Annotated in this window: 25 protein-coding genes; 9 read left to right on the top strand and 16 right to left on the bottom strand. The window is 39.0% G+C overall.

Annotation, left to right across the window (positions count from 1 at the left end; all coding sequences use genetic code 11):
* The first annotated feature begins 28 nt into the window (after positions 1–28).
* Positions 29–418 carry a YidH family protein gene (locus tag FN831_RS13050; protein ID WP_142528620.1) on the top strand — a complete coding sequence of 130 codons (390 nt, stop codon included), beginning with the start codon at positions 29–31 and terminating at the stop codon, positions 416–418.
* Positions 419–726: 308 nt separating this feature from the next.
* Here FN831_RS13050 and FN831_RS28425 read toward each other — a convergent pair whose 3' ends face one another.
* The 9 genes from FN831_RS28425 to FN831_RS13005 all read right to left on the bottom strand — a co-directional run bounded on the left by FN831_RS28425 (position 727) and on the right by FN831_RS13005 (position 6,736).
* Positions 727–882: a hypothetical protein gene (locus FN831_RS28425; RefSeq protein WP_394348309.1), complete on the bottom strand. Its 156-nt coding sequence runs from the start codon at positions 880–882 to the stop codon at positions 727–729.
* A gap of 109 nt (positions 883–991) precedes the next feature.
* Positions 992–1,315 (bottom strand): nucleoside triphosphate pyrophosphohydrolase family protein, encoded by a 324-nt coding sequence (locus FN831_RS13040; protein WP_142528618.1) that lies wholly within the window; start codon positions 1,313–1,315, stop codon positions 992–994.
* 11 nt (positions 1,316–1,326) lie between these two features.
* Complete coding sequence (locus tag FN831_RS13035; RefSeq protein WP_142528617.1) at positions 1,327–1,668, bottom strand: Cif family virulence factor; 342 nt, start codon at positions 1,666–1,668, stop codon at positions 1,327–1,329.
* A gap of 212 nt (positions 1,669–1,880) precedes the next feature.
* Entirely contained in the window at positions 1,881–2,882 is a 1,002-nt protein-coding gene (locus FN831_RS13030) for a saccharopine dehydrogenase family protein (RefSeq protein WP_142528616.1), read from the bottom strand.
* A 127-nt stretch (positions 2,883–3,009) separates the two neighbouring features.
* Complete coding sequence (locus FN831_RS13025) at positions 3,010–3,588, bottom strand: TetR/AcrR family transcriptional regulator (protein ID WP_142528615.1); 579 nt, start codon at positions 3,586–3,588, stop codon at positions 3,010–3,012.
* 289 nt (positions 3,589–3,877) lie between these two features.
* The gene (locus tag FN831_RS13020; protein WP_142528614.1) at positions 3,878–4,789 is read right to left on the bottom strand and encodes a helix-turn-helix domain-containing protein; all 912 of its coding nucleotides are present in this window, start codon (positions 4,787–4,789) and stop codon (positions 3,878–3,880) included.
* A gap of 288 nt (positions 4,790–5,077) precedes the next feature.
* Positions 5,078–5,266 carry an SDR family NAD(P)-dependent oxidoreductase gene (locus tag FN831_RS28130; RefSeq protein WP_246101507.1) on the bottom strand — a complete coding sequence of 63 codons (189 nt, stop codon included), beginning with the start codon at positions 5,264–5,266 and terminating at the stop codon, positions 5,078–5,080.
* A 69-nt stretch (positions 5,267–5,335) separates the two neighbouring features.
* Positions 5,336–6,145 (bottom strand): SDR family oxidoreductase, encoded by an 810-nt coding sequence (locus FN831_RS13010; RefSeq protein WP_142528613.1) that lies wholly within the window; start codon positions 6,143–6,145, stop codon positions 5,336–5,338.
* A 231-nt stretch (positions 6,146–6,376) separates the two neighbouring features.
* Positions 6,377–6,736 (bottom strand): winged helix-turn-helix transcriptional regulator, encoded by a 360-nt coding sequence (locus tag FN831_RS13005; protein WP_142528612.1) that lies wholly within the window; start codon positions 6,734–6,736, stop codon positions 6,377–6,379.
* Between the two features lie 119 nt (positions 6,737–6,855).
* On the opposite strand from FN831_RS13005, the gene FN831_RS13000 reads away from it, so the two are divergent.
* Genes FN831_RS13000 through FN831_RS12990 form a run of 3 tightly spaced genes read left to right on the top strand, consistent with a single transcriptional unit; the run spans position 6,856 to position 8,714 of the window.
* On the top strand, positions 6,856–7,251 hold the full coding sequence (locus tag FN831_RS13000) for a VOC family protein (RefSeq protein WP_142528611.1): 396 nt from the start codon (positions 6,856–6,858) through the stop codon (positions 7,249–7,251).
* A gap of 60 nt (positions 7,252–7,311) precedes the next feature.
* Entirely contained in the window at positions 7,312–8,211 is a 900-nt protein-coding gene (locus tag FN831_RS12995; protein WP_142528610.1) for an SDR family oxidoreductase, read from the top strand.
* 44 nt (positions 8,212–8,255) lie between these two features.
* Positions 8,256–8,714, top strand: a complete 459-nt coding sequence (locus FN831_RS12990; RefSeq protein WP_142528609.1) for a nuclear transport factor 2 family protein — start codon at positions 8,256–8,258, stop codon at positions 8,712–8,714.
* 549 nt (positions 8,715–9,263) lie between these two features.
* Here FN831_RS12990 and FN831_RS12985 read toward each other — a convergent pair.
* The 5 genes from FN831_RS12985 to FN831_RS12965 all read right to left on the bottom strand — a co-directional run bounded on the left by FN831_RS12985 (position 9,264) and on the right by FN831_RS12965 (position 13,137).
* Positions 9,264–10,367, bottom strand: coding sequence for a DUF5700 domain-containing putative Zn-dependent protease (locus tag FN831_RS12985; protein WP_142528608.1), 1,104 nt, complete (start codon positions 10,365–10,367; stop codon positions 9,264–9,266).
* 224 nt (positions 10,368–10,591) lie between these two features.
* Complete coding sequence (locus FN831_RS12980; protein ID WP_142528607.1) at positions 10,592–11,239, bottom strand: HAD family hydrolase; 648 nt, start codon at positions 11,237–11,239, stop codon at positions 10,592–10,594.
* An 18-nt stretch (positions 11,240–11,257) separates the two neighbouring features.
* Positions 11,258–11,857: a sugar O-acetyltransferase gene (locus FN831_RS12975; RefSeq protein WP_142528606.1), complete on the bottom strand. Its 600-nt coding sequence runs from the start codon at positions 11,855–11,857 to the stop codon at positions 11,258–11,260.
* A gap of 57 nt (positions 11,858–11,914) precedes the next feature.
* On the bottom strand, positions 11,915–12,499 hold the full coding sequence (locus tag FN831_RS12970) for a Crp/Fnr family transcriptional regulator (RefSeq protein WP_142528605.1): 585 nt from the start codon (positions 12,497–12,499) through the stop codon (positions 11,915–11,917).
* Between the two features lie 278 nt (positions 12,500–12,777).
* Positions 12,778–13,137: a response regulator gene (locus FN831_RS12965; protein ID WP_142528604.1), complete on the bottom strand. Its 360-nt coding sequence runs from the start codon at positions 13,135–13,137 to the stop codon at positions 12,778–12,780.
* Positions 13,138–13,473: 336 nt separating this feature from the next.
* On the opposite strand from FN831_RS12965, the gene FN831_RS12960 reads away from it, so the two are divergent.
* The 3 genes from FN831_RS12960 (at position 13,474) to FN831_RS12950 (ending at position 16,911) form a co-directional block, all read left to right on the top strand.
* Positions 13,474–14,931 carry a glycoside hydrolase family 1 protein gene (locus FN831_RS12960; RefSeq protein ID WP_221931339.1) on the top strand — a complete coding sequence of 486 codons (1,458 nt, stop codon included), beginning with the start codon at positions 13,474–13,476 and terminating at the stop codon, positions 14,929–14,931.
* A 95-nt stretch (positions 14,932–15,026) separates the two neighbouring features.
* On the top strand, positions 15,027–15,974 hold the full coding sequence (locus tag FN831_RS12955) for an NADP-dependent oxidoreductase (protein ID WP_142528603.1): 948 nt from the start codon (positions 15,027–15,029) through the stop codon (positions 15,972–15,974).
* A 70-nt stretch (positions 15,975–16,044) separates the two neighbouring features.
* Positions 16,045–16,911 (top strand): DAPG hydrolase family protein, encoded by an 867-nt coding sequence (locus FN831_RS12950; RefSeq protein WP_142528602.1) that lies wholly within the window; start codon positions 16,045–16,047, stop codon positions 16,909–16,911.
* Positions 16,912–16,978: 67 nt separating this feature from the next.
* On the opposite strand, the gene FN831_RS12945 is transcribed toward FN831_RS12950, so the two are convergent.
* A complete protein-coding gene (locus tag FN831_RS12945; protein WP_142528601.1) occupies positions 16,979–17,800 on the bottom strand; it encodes a helix-turn-helix domain-containing protein in 822 nt (273 codons plus the stop codon).
* A 67-nt stretch (positions 17,801–17,867) separates the two neighbouring features.
* Between FN831_RS12945 and FN831_RS12940 the strand changes: the two genes are divergently transcribed.
* Both FN831_RS12940 and FN831_RS12935 read left to right on the top strand, forming a co-directional pair.
* The gene (locus FN831_RS12940; protein ID WP_142528600.1) at positions 17,868–19,025 is read left to right on the top strand and encodes an MFS transporter; all 1,158 of its coding nucleotides are present in this window, start codon (positions 17,868–17,870) and stop codon (positions 19,023–19,025) included.
* A gap of 152 nt (positions 19,026–19,177) precedes the next feature.
* Positions 19,178–19,945, top strand: coding sequence for a hypothetical protein (locus tag FN831_RS12935; protein ID WP_142528599.1), 768 nt, complete (start codon positions 19,178–19,180; stop codon positions 19,943–19,945).
* A 146-nt stretch (positions 19,946–20,091) separates the two neighbouring features.
* On the opposite strand, the gene FN831_RS12930 is transcribed toward FN831_RS12935, so the two are convergent.
* A complete protein-coding gene (locus tag FN831_RS12930; protein WP_142528598.1) occupies positions 20,092–20,667 on the bottom strand; it encodes a recombinase family protein in 576 nt (191 codons plus the stop codon).
* Between the last annotated feature and the right edge of the window lie 325 nt (positions 20,668–20,992).

Below are 20,992 nucleotides of genomic sequence, written 5' to 3'. Positions count from 1 at the left end.
TGTGGTAATAGTTTTGCTATTTTTAAACATGGAAAGTTCAAATAACAGGAAAAGTGCAGCAGGCGCTAATGATCATCTGGCCAATGAACGAACTTTTTTAGCCTGGATTAGAACAGGAATCGGTATCATGGGTTTTGGATTTGTGGTAGTGAAGTTCTCGCTATTTATGAAACAGGTAACCGCAGTATTGGGCAATCAAATGCATATACATCAGACAGGTGATTCGCGGGTCATCGGCATATTCATTGTCGCATTAGGTACATGTGTAGTCATTTTTTCATACCTCAGTTATATGAATACTAAAAGACAATTAGATGAGGGCAGGTATTATCATTCCACCATGTTTGTCAAAATCATAACTATTATGATTTTCTTAGTAAGTGTGCTTTTATTAATTTATTTGATGAAAACCACATGATATTTGGTTTGTTTTTTTCAAGTGTAAATACATTTAAAATTTTACCATTTTATTATTCCTCAATTTTTGACGATACGATAGCCAGTATCTCAGTATCTCACCGTTAAATGATAATGATTTACTGAATTTCTTTGATCAAGTCTGTTACTACATTCTGGTAAATAGCTGGCTCCCTAATAATGCCTTTATCTTAAATAGTAAACCCACATACATGTATTACTGCCCCTGTTTAGAATTTTACTATACATGTTTAATGAGAGCACATTTTCGTTTCCTGATGGTTTTGTACTATTAATGTTCATCTCTTTCTACTTGTGGGGAAGTAAGCTAACACTACAGCACAGGTTCGGTTTCCTGCAGTCTTTTCCATTGGTGCGGTAAAGATCCTGTATTTTTGCCGCTGGATGCTTATTGATTTTTCTCAGCACATCTACCATCCAGACCATAGGATTAATGCCTTGCAATTTGCATGGTCACATGAAAGAGTATAGCTTGGCACTTCTTTGTGCTGCATCATGGGAAACGCAGAACAAACAGTTCTTTCTTTCTAGTGCGATTCCTCTTATACTGCCCTCAGCCAGGCATCATACCTTCTGTTTTGTCCAAAAAATTTCTAACGGCCTGTTTTATATCAATTTCCGACCGTTCCGCAAGGACAATCAACCACCAGATACTTTCACCAAGTTTATGTTCCAACTCCTTTTCAGAGTTGCTTTTAGGCCATCTATTCTGCTGTGACATGATATTTCTTCCCACTAGGGCGGCATCAGTTAAAAATGCCAGCGCATCTTCTTCTACAGTCCACTCGCTACCATGGTGTTCAACCTCAAGCGAATGATATTTTTCCCTCAAGGCCAGGGAGCGGGCGATTATGGTTTCAAAAGAATCATTTTTCATATTATTATTTTTTAGTGTATAAGATCAGCCTTTACAAAAGCTATTTTACCGTTCTTAAAAGCAACGTCGAAAAAGCCACCAATGTTTCCTTCAGAAAAATTGCCTGAAAATTTGACTTCAATATGGGCTTGACTGTTATTAATTAAATCTAATCTTACCAGTTCTGTCCACGTGTTGTACCCGATGAAATAGCTGTCAAAATATTTTTTTATCTCCTTGCGCCCTTTAAATACCTCCCCGACCGAGCGGTCGTCCAGTACAGCATCTTCTAAGTAAAAACCCAGGTACCGCTCTGTATCAAATGCATTGCCCACAGCAATCCATTCGTTGATAAAAGTCTGTATATTCATCATTTCCATTGTTTTAACCTCATCGCTTTTAGTTTTTATTTGTATAATACAAAGGTATTCCTAGCCCCGAAGGGAAAGTTCGCCAAAAAGGAGAGATATGTTGCCGTTTTGACGAACCCTTAACCCAAGCCTTGGTATTGAGACCGAACCTTTGGGTATTTTACATATTTTGTAATACCCAACAACTAATCTAATGCAGCGGTTTGAGAAAACACTTAGGATTGTATTGAATGCAAATGTATATCCGGTATGTCCCCAATAATACTTTCGCCATAAGCCGAGCCCGGGGATTGGTAACCAGTTTTGTAATCATCATTCATTATGCGGTTTGCCACAGCTACTACCGAAAGGGGTGTAAGGTTATAGCCTGAAGGCGCATCGATATAAGCTTTTACTACTTTGCCATCCTTACCTGTAACTTCTGCTGATATGCCGTTTCTACCTGCTGCACGTTCCGCTTCTGTAGGACCATCGGGCAAGTTTGCCTGGGTTAAATCCGGCAGTTGCGTAGCAGGAAGTTTAAGCGAAAAATATTCTTCTATATTTGGGATCCCTGTAGATTTATAGCTCAGGATAATACCACCCAAAGGTGTAGGCATGCACTCCACATCTTCACTTCCAAAGGCAAATAATTTGGAATCCAGGTTGTCACTCTGGATAAGTTTCCCGTCTTTGCGTACCAATGATCCCAGATCGGCAATGTTTTGACTGCTTAATACGGAGCCCCTTGAAAATCCGCCGAAATGACGAAAACCGGCTTTTAAACTGATTGGCTGACTAACCTGTTTCGCTAGATGAACTATGAGTGCGTCATAGCTTACGAAGAGCCCGGCACCCGATATTAATTGAATACCTGCATCTTTGGCCTCATTATCCAGCGATTCTGCCAATTGATAGGTTTCCAGTTCTGCACTGATATCAAGATAATGCACACCCGCCAGCAAACAGGCATCTATTGCCTGTTTTGCGGTATGCTGAAAGGGGCCAGCTGCATTGATCAGAACTTTTTTATCACCAAGTGCAAGCTGCCAGGCTTCTCGGTTGTCTACTGTAAATACATGATAGCGAACATTAAGTTCTGCTGCTAAGGCCATAATTTTATCGGCTTCTCTGCCTGCGATTTCGAAATCCAGGTTCAGTTCTTTTGCCCGGGCAGCAATAATCTTTCCAGTGTAACCTGCAGCTCCGTATAGGAGCATTTTTTTTGAATTGTTCATTTTTTTACGATTATTTTAATTTTTAAGACTATAAAATTGTAGGCATTTTTACTCCATCCATGATATTGTTTTCCGGCATGGAAATGCAATAATTCTATAACGAACGTTACAGAATTAGATAAAAAAATTATCTGCTCAATTGTTCAATCAGGAACTTAGCCATCTTTTTTATCCTTTTTTCATCCTTGTGAATAATAAAGGACTCATGCCAACCTGTAAAATGATTAATAATAAAGTCGGTCAGCATTTCCTTATCCTGCGAAATAGTAATCTCTTTCTGCTCCAATGCCTTTGTTACCAAGTCCAATATCAGACTGTAGGTAAAGTCGTTATCTTTTTTCAGTATCTTCTGAACCTGCTCATCGGAAACCGCCAATTCAAACGTAGTCTTAATTGCTAAGCAACTATCGGGCTCGTTTGTGATCGCATGAGCAGAGGCATTGATGAATTTTTCTATCGCTTTAAATGGCGAATCAATAAGCTTCAGCTGCTTTCTGGCAGCTTCCATCCTGGATTCTGTGTAATACTTAATACACCTTATGAAAAGCTGATGTTTATCTCCGATCGTATTGTAGATGCTGCTGGCATTTACGCCCATAACCTCACAAAGGTCTCGCATAGAAGTACCTGTATATCCCTTTTTCCAGAACAGGTCCATTGCCCTGGAAATAGCTAACTCTTCATCAAATTCTACGTTTCTTGCCATAATCTGTTTTGCAAATTTATATTTTTCTGTAACAACCGTTACAGAAAAATATAAATTTGACACTGATTTTATATTTGAAGTCTCAGGCACCCTGCGATGCTAGTCGCTTATGTCAACGATAAAAAGTGTACTTGTGTTTACATTTTGTTTAAATGGTTTTTTCATATTGCAAATGATGAATTGTTATATAAAATCAATAGCCAGCATTTCTGAACTGTAAACAACATAGTTTGATCCCCAGCTAGTTTTGAAGCGCTGATTTTATATTCGTCCAATGGACAATGTTACATTAGTTCAGCAACGTCTTTTTATAATCCAGCGGAGAGAGTGAAGTTTTGCTTTTGAATAATTTATTGAAGGATTGCGGATGTTCAAATCCCAGATGATAGGCAACCTCGGCAACGGTCAGTTCGTCCTTGGCAAGGTATTCCTTTGCTTTTTCAATAACCCTTTCATGGATAAACTGTTGGGTATTTAAACCTACGAGGCTACGTAGCAAATCACTAAGGTAACGAGGGGTGAGCTGTAGCTGATCTGCAACGGCATTCACCGATGGCAGACCGCTGATCAGAGACTCTTCGTTATTATAATAGTTGTCAAGCAAGGTTTCCAGGTTAGCCAGGATATCACTATTTACCACTTTCCTGGTGATAAACTGCCGGTTATAAAAGCGGTTGGAATAGTTCAGGAGCATTTCGATCTGAGAAATGATGACATCCTGGCTAAATTTATCTATCCGTTCCTGCAGCTCATCATATATAAACTGATAGATGCTCAAAATGGTTTTCTTTTCCTTTTCCGAAAGATATAATGCTTCAGCAGCAGAATAACTGAAAAACCCGTACTGTTTGATCGATTTGCCCAACTGATAGGACCTCAGGAAATCTGGGTGGATATGCAGCGTCATCCCACTGTAGTCGGCTTCTTCGTCCTGCATCCGCAATACCTGCCCGGGAGCGATGAAGGACATGCCGCCCTCTTCAAAATCATAATGGCCCTGTCCATATCTAAGTTTGCCCGAGAAAGCGGTCTTAAAGGATATTTTAAAAAAATTCAATATAATGCCCTGTTCAAAATCCTTGGGATCAAAATGGGCCTCGCCATAATTCATGATACTGATCAGCGGATGTGTCGGTGCTGGTTGCCCCATCGCCTTATGTAGCTGTGAGAGGGAGTTAAAAATAACCGGTTGCTTTTTCATGGAATACAAATCTAAGGAAAGTGAGACTGAAGTCCCTGCTCAGAGTCGATATTTCCCGGCAGGGATATTAGGCTGATTAAAATATAAAACTGGTTCTGATCTTTTGAGCTTGCGCTTCCGGATCAATCTCAAACCGATCCGAATATAGTCGAATGGCATCTTTACCTACAACATAACGAAGCTGATCTTTCCCGTCGGTTACTGCTGCGAAGACAGTGTCAGCTACATCTTCGAACTTTATATAGTTTGCGGTCTGCTCCTTCCTATAGCCTTCATTTACTTTGGAAGTTAACGGGCATACGCTGTGTGCATTGTGCCCTGTAAGGAACGTCCCGCGAAATCGGTCTGCATCCCGCCTGGCGCAACCACTTTAACCTTCATCCCAAACTGGGCAAGTTCATGCGGCAAACCTTCAGAGAAACCATCAACCCCGAAATTGCTTACATTATAGACCGAGCAGGTTGGGTACCCGAGCAATCCAAGAGTATAATTTTGCTGTTGCCTTCCCCAGACCGGAAGATGCCCCTGTAATAAATATTGTCCTCATTATTGGTATGATTTACTAATCAGCTCAAATTGCTTCTGTTGTCCCAGTTCCTTACGGTCATCTGCAATTTTTTGTGCATCCGGTCCCGCTACATAGCGTAATTGTGGCCTATTATCGGTTGCGGCTTCAAAAACCACTTCAGCCACGTCTTCGGCTGTTGAAAAGTGAACCCCGGTACTACCATCCTCAAATCCGGCGATCATTTTTTCCCATAGTGGGGTATATGCAGCGTTTTCGATATAGGCCAAAGAGCGCCCTGCATAATCGGTAGCCATTCCTCCTGGTGCGATTGTTTTTAAACGGATACCAAACTGGTTGACCTCGTAATTAACCGCCTCACTCCAGCCCTCAAGCGCAAATTTGGTGGCACTGTAAACTGATGCCAGTGGATTTGCTGCAATACCTGCAGCAGAGGTAGTTGTTAAAAGAATGCCTTGTTTTTTTTGTTTTCTGAAATAGGTGATAAAGGGCTGTGCAACCCGGAGCACGCCTATGAAATTGGTTTCAATCTGACGCTGAATATCGTTCTGGGAATAGGCTTCAAAACCACCGACCATTCCATAGCCCGCATTATTGAAGACCACATCAACCTTAAAATGTTTTAAGACTTCGTCAATTGTAGATCTTACCTGATCAGGATTCGTTACGTCCAGCGGATAAAGATGTACCCGCTCAAGGCTGCTTATTTCCTGTTCCTTTTTAGGATCACGCATTGTAGCGATCACGGTCCAGCCTTTGCTTTGAAAAAGTTTCGCAGCAGCTTTTCCAAGTCCTGAAGAAGCTCCTGTAATAAAAATTGTATTTTGCATAATCTCTCTGTTTTTGTACTATGCAAAAATCAATACTCTTTGGCCTGCAGAATTAACCGAATCGGTAAATATAGTAGCCGAAATGACCGGGATCATGCGGTTACAAATAAATTCACCATAAGAACATTATAAAAAGCCACCGGCGACTAAAAAAGGAAGACATTTAGCCTTGTATTATTTTTATATGGTTCTAGATTTTGGATTGATCCGGGACGACAATCCTGAATTTCTTTACCGGCCTATGATCTTTTGGCGGTGTTCCATTCCCCAATTAGCGAGGGACATGATGATAGGTTCCAATGTGTGCCCGTATGGCGTAAGTTCGTAGGTAACCGTAATCGGTTTGGTTGCGTTTACGGTGCGGGTCAGCAGTCCATTAATCTCCAGTTCCTGTAATTCTTTGGAAAGCATTTTAGCGCCAAGACCGTCGATGCGGTGCTGCAGATCGGTAAAATTCTTTTTGCCATAGAGAAGGACACCCACTACTTTGATCTTCCATTTACCACTGATAAGGTCTAATGTATCCTGTATGGCGAAGAGCATTTTTGAACAGTCGCCCTGCTCCTCATTTATTGATTTCGTTTTTTTCATGATGGCTTAAAATTTAGGTAAACCTACTTTACTTTGGGAAACCCATATCAAAAGTAAAGTTAACCCTTTTTACCTTTGTGATATCATTTATTCAAATTAAAAAATTTAAATCCAGTCAAATGAATTCGAAATTAAGGCCAGGCATAAACCACATCGAATTTTGGGTATCCGATCTGGAACAGTCCATAAAATTCTATTACAGCTTTCTAAGCTTGATCGGCTGGAAGAAGATAAGTGACCTATCTTTTTCGGATGGTATGATGATCATTTACTTTATTGAAATGAAGGGAGTTGAAAAAGTACGCTCACTTGGCATTAGGCACCTCTGCTTTCAGGCTACAGAAAAGGGACAGGTAGATCAGGTTTCTCAGGCTCTCGCAATTTTAGGGGCCGAGGTGATCCGTGGGCCGAAGATTATGCCCTACTCAAAAGATTACTATACCATCGATTTTTACGACCCTGACGGGCAGGTCATCGAGGTAGCCCATACACCTTTTTCAAATATGGGGTCATAGGGAACTAAGCCTGACCTTATAACTGTTAAACACAATGCGAAATTAATATAACGATAAGCTATGAAAATTCTCATTACTGGCGCCACTGGTAAACTCGGCGGACTTGTGCTTGATTCACTGTCCACAAAGACAGCAAAAGAAAATATTGCAGTCATGCTGCGAAACGATAAAGGAGCGGAAGCATTTTCCAACAGGGGGATAGAGGTGCGCATAGGAAATTACGACGATACAGTTTCTATGGTCAAAGCCTTTAAAGATATTGACAAACTGTACTTTATCTCCGGGCCCGACCTGGAAGGCAGGCTGACACAGCATAAAAATGTAGTGGCGGCGGCCATTGAGGCAAATGTAGGACACATTATTTATACTAGCTTTTCAAGAAAAGGGGGGCCGGAAGCCCATCCCTTGCTTACTTTGGCCGAAGGACACATCATCGCCGAAAATGCGATCAAGGATTCGGGAATACCCTTTACGCTTTTGCTTAACAACTATTATATGGAAGTGATTCCGCTATTTGTAGGTGAAAATATCCTGCAAAGCAAAACGATATACTTTCCTGCCGGGCATGGAAAAAATGGATTCATTGCCAGGCAAGATATAGCCGAGCTATCTGCTGTAATCCTGACAACAACAGGTCATGAACAAAAAAGCTATGAAGTAAGCGGTGAACAGGCTTATGATTTTGAAGAAGTTGCAAAGCTCATCTCGGAGGTAAGTGGTATCACCATTAACTATATATCACCATCTGAAGAGGATTTTGCAAAGGCATTAGATAATTACGGTGTACCGCCAGCTCTTATTGAACTTAGTTCATTATCTGCCAAGGCAATAGTCACAGGCGAATTCGATAAAATATCGAATACTTATGAGCGAATTACCGGACGTAAGCCAACAAGCTTGATCGAATTTCTACATCAACAGTACGGTCATAAAAATCATGATAAAAACATTGAGTCATGATTACACAATAATTTTATTCTTACATTATTAATTAACAAAATCAAATGAAAAATCTACAGGAAGCAGCAGACAAATTTGCTGTTATTGAAACTCTTTACAGGTTCGCAGCGGGCATTGACCTACGTGATCAGGAACTCCTTGCATCTGCTTTTGCAGTGGATGCTATATCTGACTTCAGACCAGCCGGAAAAAAAGCAGGTTTTGAATATCCGGTATTAGAAGGTCGTGAAACTATTGTTTCAGCACTTATGGGATCTTTGAACCAAATAGACACCACGCACTCTGTGAGTAATCCACGGGTGAAAATTCATGGAGATATAGCGATGATGGATGTGCTTGTAGAAGCACAACACGTACCTTCAAAAGATCATTCGCATTATTATCTTATGAAAAACCGTTATGATGTTGAATTAATCAGGGAGGATGATGTATGGGTTATCCAGCGCGTTACAATTGATAACATATGGCGTACTGGGAATCCAACAGTGCTTACCGGAATTTAGAAATCGCAACATTTTCAAAAAAATAAACAGGTTTTAGAAATGATCTAAAGGCCTGTTTGTTTTTCAAAGGGAGTAATGGCATTCTTACCTTATTTTGTTAAGCTTCTGGAAAATGGTGAGATCTACTTTTTAAAGGTTGGAAAGCACCGCAGACTCAAGTTTGAGGGGCTGGTAGGGTATAAACGACATGATAATTGATCAAAAAAAGGATGTTATTGACAACATGGTTTTTAATGAAGAATTAGGATTGTATGAATGATAGTGTCAGGTTTAGGGCAGTTCCTGATATTAATGTGATTTTCCGGTAGTAACCATGGATTTACTATTTTCGTTTGCACATTATGAGCGAGGTAAGTTCATCCAGAGTGTTAAAAGCAGCCTTTAAGGCATAATTTGGAGATAAATTTATGATCGTATAAGCGCCATACTAATTATTAATATTCCCTGGTTATTTAGGATCGTAACTCGATTCCACCGTTCCTTGATAAATTGTAAATAGAATATCGATAGGAGGTAACATCAGTAAAATGGATATAATTCTTACCTCAATTAAATTTTATTCCTCCAACTGCTTAATTTATCAACAATATCCTCAGTGCTTTTGTCAAAATGGTAGGGCACTTGCGTCGGATTTTGATGGTAAAGTTTAATGTAATGGGTAATGAAATCCAGAGGATCTTGGTCTACCATGCTAACAAGTACTTTTTTTCCTGAAAAGTGTTCAAGCTTTCTGGCTATCTCCGCGCCAACGGAGTAACCCGCCTCCTCGTAAACTGGACTAAAACCAATATCATATACGGAGGCATATCGCGCATTCGTGTCGGTATACATTTTATAAATCATGATATCAATCAATCGAAAGTTCACTAACAGTCTTTCTTCATTTTTTCTTTGATTCGCAATCTGTTTTTTTGAGTACGTGCCCGGATTGCTGATCAAGCTAAAGTCTCCTAAGTTTTCAGCCGTACCCTCTGACCAAAGATTATAGATTAGGAAATAAGTTGCTTTTGTACCATAGGGTGGTTTATCAGTTAAGACCTTCTTTCTCAAGCTTTGACCAGCTTGTTGGACTGCATGGTAAAGCTCGTGTACCATAATAGTTTTAAGCCCCTCAAAATCAGACCCAAAATATTGTAATGCGACGCAGAAAGTCCCATCATCTCCGCTGACAAATCCTGTAGCATTTCCCCCAAGCAATAAGCAAGCTCGCAGCTCTTGTGCGGGTAGTCCCGCAGGAGTGTAAGAACCGATCCGGTCTTCTATCTCTTCGATTAATGAACCATTTCTAAGCTTTAGTTGTGCAATCAATTTTTTTGTATTTGGGAGCTCCATTTTCACTTTCCCCCACTGGTAGGGGTCAGGCCCATTGACCCGGCCGGTAGTAATCATCTCTTTAAGTGTCTTTAGGAAAATTTGTTCACTACCGCCAGTAGATGTACTAACTTTTTGGATCAAGAGCTTGTTTCCGTAAATAGATGCGAACTTTGAAAGCTCCTCATCACTAACTTTCTTTAGTTTAGTTAATCTGATCAATTCCTCTGCGGCCTGGTAATCTATTGTTATTTTGTTTCTAGAATAACTGAAGGTTGGTGCTCCCGAACAATAATAAGATAGTAGTATAAGTATCACTGTGAAGAAAGTAGATTTGTTCATGGATATTTGAAGAATTGAAGGATAAATAATCGAAGATAACTTATTTTTTGGGATAGCATCGTTCTTCAGGTGATTGATGCTTAAGTGTCTTTATTAATATTCCCTCCTTATTTAGTAAGGGGCAAGCCAGCGTCTCTCTATTCCACCGTTTTTTGATAGATAACTTAGAAGAGTATTTGATAAGAATTTAGAAGAAGTACGATGCGTGCTTCACAAACCGCCGTTCATATTCTTAACGTTAACCAATGACTAAAATCGCGGATATTATCAAACAACATATCTGGACATAATTCTTTCAACTTATCAGGCTCTGCTGTTTCTGCCCAGGCTGCTGCCACTACCGGGATCCCAACTTTCCTGCTTGCTGTGATATCACTTGGAGCGTCACCAACGTATATGATTTCTTCCTTCCGTATATCTTCAAAAAGGTCTAAGATGTTTTGTATGCCCTCCGCTTTTCGTGGCCCTGCGGATACACCGGTTTCAATGGTTTCAAAATATTTACCAATGCCAAATTGTTCTAAAGAGATATCGGTACTGTACCTGCCTTTACCAGTTACCATGGCAATCTTTACTGATTTATCTTTCAAATTAATTAATAGATCTTCGATACCCTCAAAGGGTGTGGGACACATTGCATGAAGCTCTTTGTAAAACTTTAAATAACTGGAAACGCCTTTTTCGTAGTGTTCTGGTGCCAATGCCATAATAGTTCCTTCTTCCGATGGGCCAAAAGTCGCAATGATCTCTTCATCTGATAAGGAGCGATCTATAAGTGGTTCGATGGATCTTCTGAATGCGGCGATGCATAATGGCAATGTATTGGCTAATGTGCCATCAAGGTCAAATATAATTGCTTTAATTTTAGTCATGTGAATATAGATGTATAGCTAAACGGTTGGATTGTTCTCTCTGATGACTTTACATGGATTGCCGAAAGCCACAGAGTTTTCCGGAATCGAACGGGTTACAACGCTTCCGGCACCTATAACAGAGTTCTTTCCAATAATTACTCCGGGTAAAATGATTACTCCTCCTCCGATCCAAACGTTATCCTCAATTTTAACTGGAAGTGCGTAGGTTCGGAAAAACGGACCGCTATCTGATTCCGTCCAGTTCTCAATAAGCCGTTCATCAGTTCCGAGGGGATGCGTAGCGGTATAGATCTGGACATTTGAGGCGATCAATACATTGTTTCCAATATTTATTCTGTTACAGTCAACGAAGGTGCAGTTGATATTTATGATCACGTTGTCGCCAATTGTTATATTCCTTCCGTAATCACAGTAAAAAGGAGTGTCAATTGCAACGTTCTTGCCTATACGTCCCAATAGTTCTGTTAAAAGCGCTTCCTTTCTTATGGTATCGGTACTTGCCAGATAATTATATTCTTTAGTTAGTCGGCGGGCCCGTTTAATGATGTCTTGTATCTCTGGATCCAAGGTATTGAAATTTTCGCCATCGAGGCACTTTTGTATTTCAGTTTTCATACGCAATTGATAAAAGACAAAAATAACAAAGTCGGCGCTGATCGATCTTCATGTATCTTAAAATCGAACCTCAGCTCTAAGTGTGCTAAGATGTTGCTGTGTCATTCCTAAATAAGAAGCAATATAACCTAAATTTACCCGACCGGCCAAACCCGGGTTCTCTGTAATGAACTTTTCATATCTTTCTTTAGCTGATAGTGATAACCGATCTAATCGTAAGTTCTGCATTTTTAGAAGTGCTTCTTGGTGAATAACCCGCGACCAGTTAGCTATATCAATGTTGGTTTCATAAAGTTTGTTAAGCGTTTTAATAGGCATTTTATAGATCAGTGAATCTTCCAAAAGCTGTACATATTCTAATGCAGGTAGTGCATGATAAAATGAAGTGGACGAGAAGGTAATGTCGCCTTCCATACTAAACCAGTTTGTTACTTCTGTATTGCCGGCAAAAAAGAAGGTACGTGCACAACCCTCTTCTATGAAGTATATATGATTATCCTTTATCCCAGTTTGGGTCAAAAAATGATTTTTAGGATAGTGCCACTCATTCAAATGCAAGACGAGTTCCTCAATAGATGAATCTGATACCGGATAATAACGGCGAAGCCCCTTTACAATGTTTCCAAATTTTGGTAAATCCAATATTATATATTCTAGGTAGTTTATGTACTAAGTTACCTGCTTTAATTAACAATTTTAAATTATTAGTTATTGTCTCAAAACGACTAAAAGACCAGTTAGGATAAAAGTTACCTTCCCATTAAACCCTGGTTTTCTTATCAGGTATAATTGGTGTCTAAGAAAAAGACCCTTTTTTGATAACTAATTCACTACAAGCTGTTGGTTCTATACTTGACCAAATAGCTTAAATTAAGCGAAACCTTTGTCCGTCTCAATAATTTTAGTAACGCCCCAAATTTTTAAGAAATTAGAAATGTTTTCCTGATTAATTGCAAAAAATCGTCAATGTCAAATGGCTTCTGAATGTAAGCCTCAGCGCAGCTTTCCTCTGCTATTTGAGGTAAGTCATTACGAGTTGAACTCATGATAACTGGAATGAAATTGGTGTCTGGGTTGCCTTTGATTAATTTGCAGATTAGCGACCCTTCACTGTTTAGGCCATTATGCAACAAGATAAGTGCAGGTTTATAGTCCTTCACTTCTTCAATATTAAAAGGTTTTTGCGAAACCAAAAAATCATAGCCTTCATCTTTGAGCATAAAGGTAATTACATCAATAATTGCGGGGTCTTTATCTATTACTAATACCTTTTTCTTCATGAATGTGCTAAGTTACCTATAGAAAATGAAAAAAAAAATATGTAACAGGAACACTAGCATGTAGTCACGCAACTAGGCTGTACCTCAATTTGATGCCTTCCTTAATCTTTTATCAGATTCTATGATAATCGCTGTCTGATTTGCTCTTAAGGCCTATTTGCGTTATTATTCAATGCTTGTATCTATTTAATTTATAGATACATATAAATTTAACGTTTCCAAATAGTGCTATTAGTTTAGAAAATAACACCCGGCATTGCTTCACTATAGCTGTAATTTTGACTGATCAGTCCATCGGGCAATTACTGGTCATTTTAAGTGGACGGATCAATTACAATGAAGAAAATATTAATAATCATGTCGGTAATAGCTTCGGCAATTGGCGAGAGTTCACTTGCTCAATCAAATAATAGCTCCATAAATTCGGTTTCAAAAGGATTTTTATGGGGTATAGGTACTGCTGCTTATCAGGTTGAAGGTGCTTATAAAGAAGATGGAAAAGGGGAAAGTAATTGGGATTATTATGCCAATGAAGTAGGGCTTACAAAATATACTATAGGAGAAAAGCAGACAGGAAATATTGCTATCAATATGTATGACAGGAAACAATACCTGCAAGACATCAAATTAATGCAACAGCTTGGTGTCAATACATATCGTTTCTCTATTCCCTGGAGCCGCATCATTCCTCAAGGGATAGGTCGGGTAAATGAAAAGGCAGTAGCACATTATAAATTACTGATTAAGGATTTGAAAAATGCTGGAATTGAGCCATTTGTTACTATATATCATTTTGACATGCCACAAGCATTAGTTGTAAAAGGCGGATGGGCAAATCGAGCGTCCGTTGAATGGTACAGAGCCTATGCTCGTGTAATTTTTAAGGAATTTGGTGAAGAAGTCAAGCATTTTGCAACATTTAACGAAACAACAATCGAGTTTTTTGTAGCTGATTTTAACATCAATCCCGGACAGAGCAAGGAGTCCGTTAATGTTCGTTATGCGAAGGAAATCGATAAAGTTCACCACCAGCTGCTAGCTAGTGCTACTGCCATAAAAGATTATCATCAGTTAAATCTTGGCGGAAAAATTGGTATTACATTTAATCTCGCACCTTGTATACCCTTTGATCCCGCAAATCCGAAAGATGTAGCTGCAGTACAAATCGAAGATCAACTCCTAAATCAGATCGTTTTGAATCCCACCTTCAATGGAAGTTATCCGTCACAAGCTCTTGCAATGATACAGGAATATAATCCGGCATTTCAGCCATCCGTTGCTGATCTTAATTTGATGTTGGAAAATAAACCCGATTTTCTAGGTGTGAATTTTTATGCTCCTGCTCAGGTAAAACACGATGATAAGGCAGCGATGGGAGTTTCCTGGCTGGGAAATAATACAGATCAGGTAAAAATGAGTAATGGCCCGGTTCGTCCGGATTATCTATACGAACTATTAACGCGTTTGAAAAACGATTATGGGAATCCTGAAATCTACATTACCGAAAATGGCGCAAGTTTTCAGAATGGTGAGGACACCGTAATTAATGACCAGGTAAATGATGATTTACGTTCTGCATATGTTAAAGATCATATTGCAGCGGCTTTAAAGGCCAAAAGCGAGGGATCAAATCTTAATGGATACTTTGTATGGAGCGGATGGGACAATTTTGAGTGGACATTTGGATATTCTATCCGATTCGGAATTATTTATGTTGATTATGAAACCCAAAAACGCACACCAAAGAAAAGTTTTTATACCTATAGGGATATTATAAAACAACAAACGAAGTAATGCAGAGATTCAGTATTATTTCTAAATAGTACCAGTAAGTTAGATAATAGTGTTAGTCTTTGAACTGTACTGCTGGTAATTTTGTAAGAAAAATTATGAAAGCTATTGTCTTAAATGAATTTGGTGGTGTTGATCAGTTGTTAATGACAGAAGTACCTGTCCCTATTATTAGTGATGATGAGGTATTAGTTGAAGTTAAGGCAATCAGCATTAATCCTGTTGATGTAAGAACAAGACAGGGAAGTGCGATGGCTGATCATTTAAAGAATAACCATCCTTTAATATTAGGATGGGATATATCTGGTGTCATCAAAGAAACAGGAAAAAATGTTTCCAGATTTAGTAAAGGTGATGAAGTTTTTGGCCTGGTCAACTTTTTAGGACATGGACAGGGTTATGCAGAGTATGTAGCTGCTCCTGAAGCCCATCTGGCAAGAAAACCAACCAACATCAGTCATGAACAGGCAGCAGCTGCGACTTTATCTGCACTGACTGCATGGCAACTTCTAAACAATTATGCGAAGTTAAAGGCAGGGGAAAGCATTTTGATATTGGCTGCTTCTGGTGGTGTAGGTCACTTTGCCGTACAGATGGCAAGCTATGTGGGAGCTTCCGTCATTGGCGTTTCATCAGCAAAGAATAGAGAATTTGTACTTGGCCTTGGTGCTGACGAACACATTGCTTACGATGAAAAAGAATTTAAAGATATTATTTCAGAGGTAGATGTTGTACTGGATGCTTTCTCCGGTGATAGCTTGTTTAAGTCATTACAAGTAGTTAAACAGAAGGGCATAATTCTTAGTTTATTACCTTTCATCAGCGAAGAGGTTTTACAAAAAGCAAAATTAAAAGAAGTTGATGTTCATTATGAACTGGTTCATTCCAGTGGAGCGGATATGGATATTATTGCAGGGCTATTGGCAAAGGGAGCTATAAAACCATATGTTTCGGAATTGTTCCCTTTTGAAGAGATGGCAAAAGCGCATTTGTGTATGGAATCTAACAGAACGGTAGGAAAGATAATTGTGCAGGTTTCCAAATAATACCAGCTAACTGTATAAATACACCACTCCATAAAACGATGCAGAGGTAACTTTACAGAAAAATAGAAACATGAAAATTATAAGCATTTTGACAGGCATTGGTTACCTGTTTTTAATTCCTCTGGCTGGAAATGGTCAGGCCACTAAACCCATACTTTCTACTACCGAAAAAGTTACAGTAACTGGTGGTAAAATTGTAAATAAGCAGTATCTCTCTGCTGCCGAAAAGAAAAAGCCATATGCAAAATATTTTTATATGCCAATGGCACCTGTTGATCCGGCTATGGTGGATAGCGTGGGTAAAGGGCCTATTGATCCTTCAAGGGCGTTAAATTTCGAGCACTTAAATGATCTTTTAAAACCAGGCTATCTTGCTTCTGAAATCGGATACTGTACTTTATCTGATGGAACCGGATATGTTTCTTCCATTGTAAAAATGCCGGGAGTGACACCAGAAATGTTTGATTGGTGGTTTACCTGGCACCAACTAGATCCTCTTCGATATAAAATATGGGATCATTATGTTCATTATGATGTGTATGTTAATGATACGGCTAAAAAGCAGCTTTTATCCAAAAAGATTCCCTTGCACGAGAAGAACTGGGATATCACCCATCATGCCAACGAAGACCTAGGAATGGGTGCAATGGAAATACCAATAAGTTTCGTCTCACCAGAGAAATTTGGGTTTGATATGAACGTGTTTCCGGTACCCAATGAAGGTACAGCGGTTTGTGCAGTTGGAGGCTCTAAAATGGTACATATTGCAAGGCGTGTCGATGGAGGTATTGAATTGCGTACCCGCTTTTGGTTCCCAGCACAGGCAAATGTTCCTCTGGCATTACTTAAAGGTTTAAATTACCACGCTTTAGAAGAGTATACGAATCTGGCAAAGATCCTTCCCATGCTGTATGCGGAATATGGACCAAAAAAATAAATATCAGCATAAATGATTTTTAGTCTCAGAGTCTGAGTTTTAAAAAAGGGTAGCGGCTAACCTTCTGCTACTTTTTTTTAAAGTCTTCGGGGGACAAGCCTGCTTGTTTCCTAAAGAACCTGCTAAAGTAAGAATGGTCTTCGAAATTCAGATAGTAAGAAATTTCTTTGATGGTAAGCTCTCCTGTTGTTAGTTTCCTTTTTGCTTCCAGGATCAGCCTAGCGTGAATCAATTGTGTAATGGTCTTACCCATCTTTTCCTGGAGTATCTGGTTGAGTCTTTTTTCACTTATTCCAATTTGATCAGCATAGAAAAAAGCTTTACGTTCCGGAATATAATATCGGTCTAGCAGCATGCAGAACTCATACACTCTTTTTTGATTAACGTCCTGGTTCAAAAAAGCACTTTGGTTGATTCTGATCAAATGCAATAAAAACACCTTTAATAGGGCTTTAAGAACGAGATAGGTGCCTAATGGACTTTTGAGCTCATAAGCCATCAGGGCATAAAGATGCTGGAAATTCTCTTGTGTATCGGTATCGATAGTTAGCAGGGAGTGCTGCCCTTGAAGATTGAAGAGGTTAAAAACATCAAGAGCATATTCTTTATCATCTTCCTCGAGGTACTCCCGCTTAAAAGCGATTAAATAACCTTCCTTATTTGCCAGGGAGATGTCCAATGCCCTGAAAGGTGGGATGAGGTAAATAGAGGAGGTAGCTTGATCAAGCTGCGAGTCATGATCATCAGGATGCCAAAACCAGATCATCTCAAAGAATTCGTCACGCTCAACGCTTTTCAGGTAACTATCAGGGCACTCGTTAAGCTTATATAATAAAAATTTAGAATTGTCTATATGGTGCGTGAATTTGATGGTGACGTCTTTACTCATGGCAACAGAACGGACATTTAATAACAAGATTCAAAAATAGAATAAACATAATTTAAAGCTGTAAGCTATGAATAATTTATCGAAAATTGGCATTTTTACCTTGCTGCTCATCAGTAGCCTTACCATAATGGTAGGCACTGTAATAGCTCCTTCTTTAACCGAAATTTCTAAACACCTCGGCTTTGAAGATAACCCCGGCTGGTTGATAACGCTTCCTTCATTAGGTGTGGTATTATTTGCGCCGTTGATGGGCTGGCTCATTGATCGCAAAGGAGCATATACTATGATTTGCTGGGGGCTTATTCCTTATGCACTGTTTGGAGTGGCCGGAGCCGTGCTGCACGCTCCTTATTTGGTTATCGCAGACAGGATACTTTTAGGCGCTGCTACTGCTGCAATACAAACTGCTGGTACAACGCTTATAGCCGATCTCTTTGATGGTGAAAAACGAATGAAAATGATAGCCTGGCAGGGTATGTCTATAGAATTAGGTGGGGTAGTATTTTTGAGTATTGGGGGACTGCTGGGAGAACAAGGATGGTACTTCCCATTCTTTATTTATCTGATTGCGCTAATTTGCTTTATACTGGTTTTGGTGTCGATACCTAAATTGATCAAAGCGAATGTCAACATCGAAATATCTAAATCAAAGAAAGTATCTAAAGGTCTAATTACTATAGTTTGTAGTGCAGTGTTTGCTATGATATTGTTCTTCACGGCTTTTACGGTGCTACCAATTTATTTAACAGGGATATTTCAGTTTTCTGAATCCCAGACAGGTTACTTTATGGCTTTTATATCGCTGGTTGCCGTTGCTGCAGCAAGCCAAATGCCTAAAATAGCGGAACGCCTTGGCAATCTGAATACGGTAGCGTTGGGGTTTTTATTTTTTATGCTTGGCCTGCTCTTATTTTCACTAAGCAGCGTGGTCATTTTGCTGATCGTAGGAGCAATAGCCATGGGAATTGGTTTTGGATTTACCGTTCCTTTGTTAAACCATATGACTGTTGAAGAAAGCGATACTTCAAACCGAGGGAGTTATTTAGGTTATTTTTCAATAGGGATATTTGGGGGACAATTTTTATCTTCTTTCATCATCCTGCTATCCTCTGACAGTAAAACCTTATTCATGATTGCTGCACTATTTGCAACCATTGTAGCAATTGTAATTATATTAATAGCACTGATGAGCAAGCAGGGGAAACATAAATCAATGACAAATTGATTAGTTGCAATACCGAGGGATTACAAGAAGCTGTTAATAAGCAAAAGTGGTGACCCATTATATCAGGAAACCCTGGTTATTTTGTAGAGTGAAGCAAGTTTCTCAGGATTCCACCGTTTTTTTGATAATTTGCAGTTTACAATTAATGTAAAATGACGACAACGATAGAAAAATATAATGACCTTCAAAAGGAAATCCTAAGCAATTTTTCCATTCGTTGGGATGGGGAAAAGTGTAAAACGACGTTTCGTGATGATGTGAAAAAATTCTATGGCCTGGAAAAGGAATTTGGGTGGAATATAATATTGAATTCTTATTACATTATAGACGATACAGAACTAGCTAAAAAGTCATTTAAACAATTTGACCTTCAAGGTCCATCAAGACATCAGGACATTGGTGAAAGATATTTGCGACTTTATGGTTTCCTAAATTCTGTATATCAACAAAAGTTGGCAGTTGACAATTTGATGGAAGTTTTTAAACTAGCTAAACAGATAGACTTTGCAAAAAGACTTAATCAAAACGAACTTTTGATTTTGAGAAATAAAATTGGAGCTCACCCATCAAATTATAAGGTTGTTCAAGAAGATTCTGAACATAAATTTGATGTTTATGAAATTTCAAGACCCGACTTGCAAATGGACAGATTGAGGCTATTAAGAAATCAAAATCATTTTGAAAACTACGACCTAACCAAGGCGATTGTAATCTTCGACAAGCTTATCGAAGATATCCTTTGCGAATTAACAGGAAAAATCATTAAGAAACTATTCAACAATCAAGGGAAGATCTATTCAGACTATCAGAAAATCAACGAAATCAAAAAACGGAGCAATAATGGTCGGGGAAACGATAATAAGATTTCAAAACAACAAGGCATAACAGGCGCTTGGCAAAAAGGCGGGCTCAGTTCTTGATTGAAGCTTAAGCACTATCAGGACAATTGGTAGGTAAGAAGATCGTAGGAGTTTCGTATTGCAAACAAACCGACAAAGCCTCTTGACAGGGGCTTCTATTGTAAGAGAGCGTGCTTTCTCACTATTCCCTGTTTTTTTGAAGGTGTTTAGACCTTGCTCCCTTTTACAATTTTAATGTATCGATAGCAGGTGGCGATGGGTATTTGTAGCCTTTTGGATATTTCCAAAATGGAATATTTCCCCGTATCATGAAGATCCAAAGCAGTCATTGCCAACTGAAGCTTTTGAGGGGATAAGCCTGAAGGACGGCCTCCCTTTTTACCTCTAGCTCTTGCTGCAACGAGGCCCGCTTTAGTACGTTCCCGGATAATTTCCCTTTCAAACTCTGCTAATGAGGCAAAAATATTAAATGTAAATCTTCCTGTAGCTGTTGTAGTATCAATGTGATCATGTAGGCTAACAAAATTAACTCCTTTTTCATTGAACACAGCAACCAGATCTACCAGGTCACGAAGAGAACGACCAAGACGATCCAATTTCCAAACGACTATCTGATCACCCTTACGAAGAGTCGCCAAAAGATTTTTTAGTTCGGGTCTGTCTGTATTCTTGCCGGAAATCTTTTCCTGATATATTGTCGTGCATCCATAATCTGTCAGCGCATTGAATTGAAGATCTAAATTTTGGTCTGCAGTACTTACTCTTGCGTAGCCTATTTTCATGTTATTTTTATTATCAAAAACTCATTATCAAAAATAGAAAAATAATTTTGATTAATGGAATGGGTTTATGATAATCGGCAAAAAGAGAAAAGATATTTTAGGATTAATGAGGATAGGTTTTATTTGTTTAACGGCATCGGTTTATGCTCAAGATAGATTATTGAAAAAGGAGGGTTTAATGATAGACTAAGTAATACAATACTAATGGCCTGCTTGTAACTCTATGTCTTGGCTACTAAGCTTATAAAAACAGAAAGCGGAAACAATCATACTGATCATCCCGCTTTCATATTAACGCTCTCTATTAAGTTACGGCTAATTGCAG

Origin of the sequence: Pedobacter westerhofensis (assembly GCF_900182595.1) — a bacterium.
Classification (GTDB): Bacteria; Bacteroidota; Bacteroidia; order Sphingobacteriales; family Sphingobacteriaceae; genus Pedobacter; species Pedobacter westerhofensis.
This window is presented reverse-complemented; position numbering and strand designations above follow the sequence as displayed.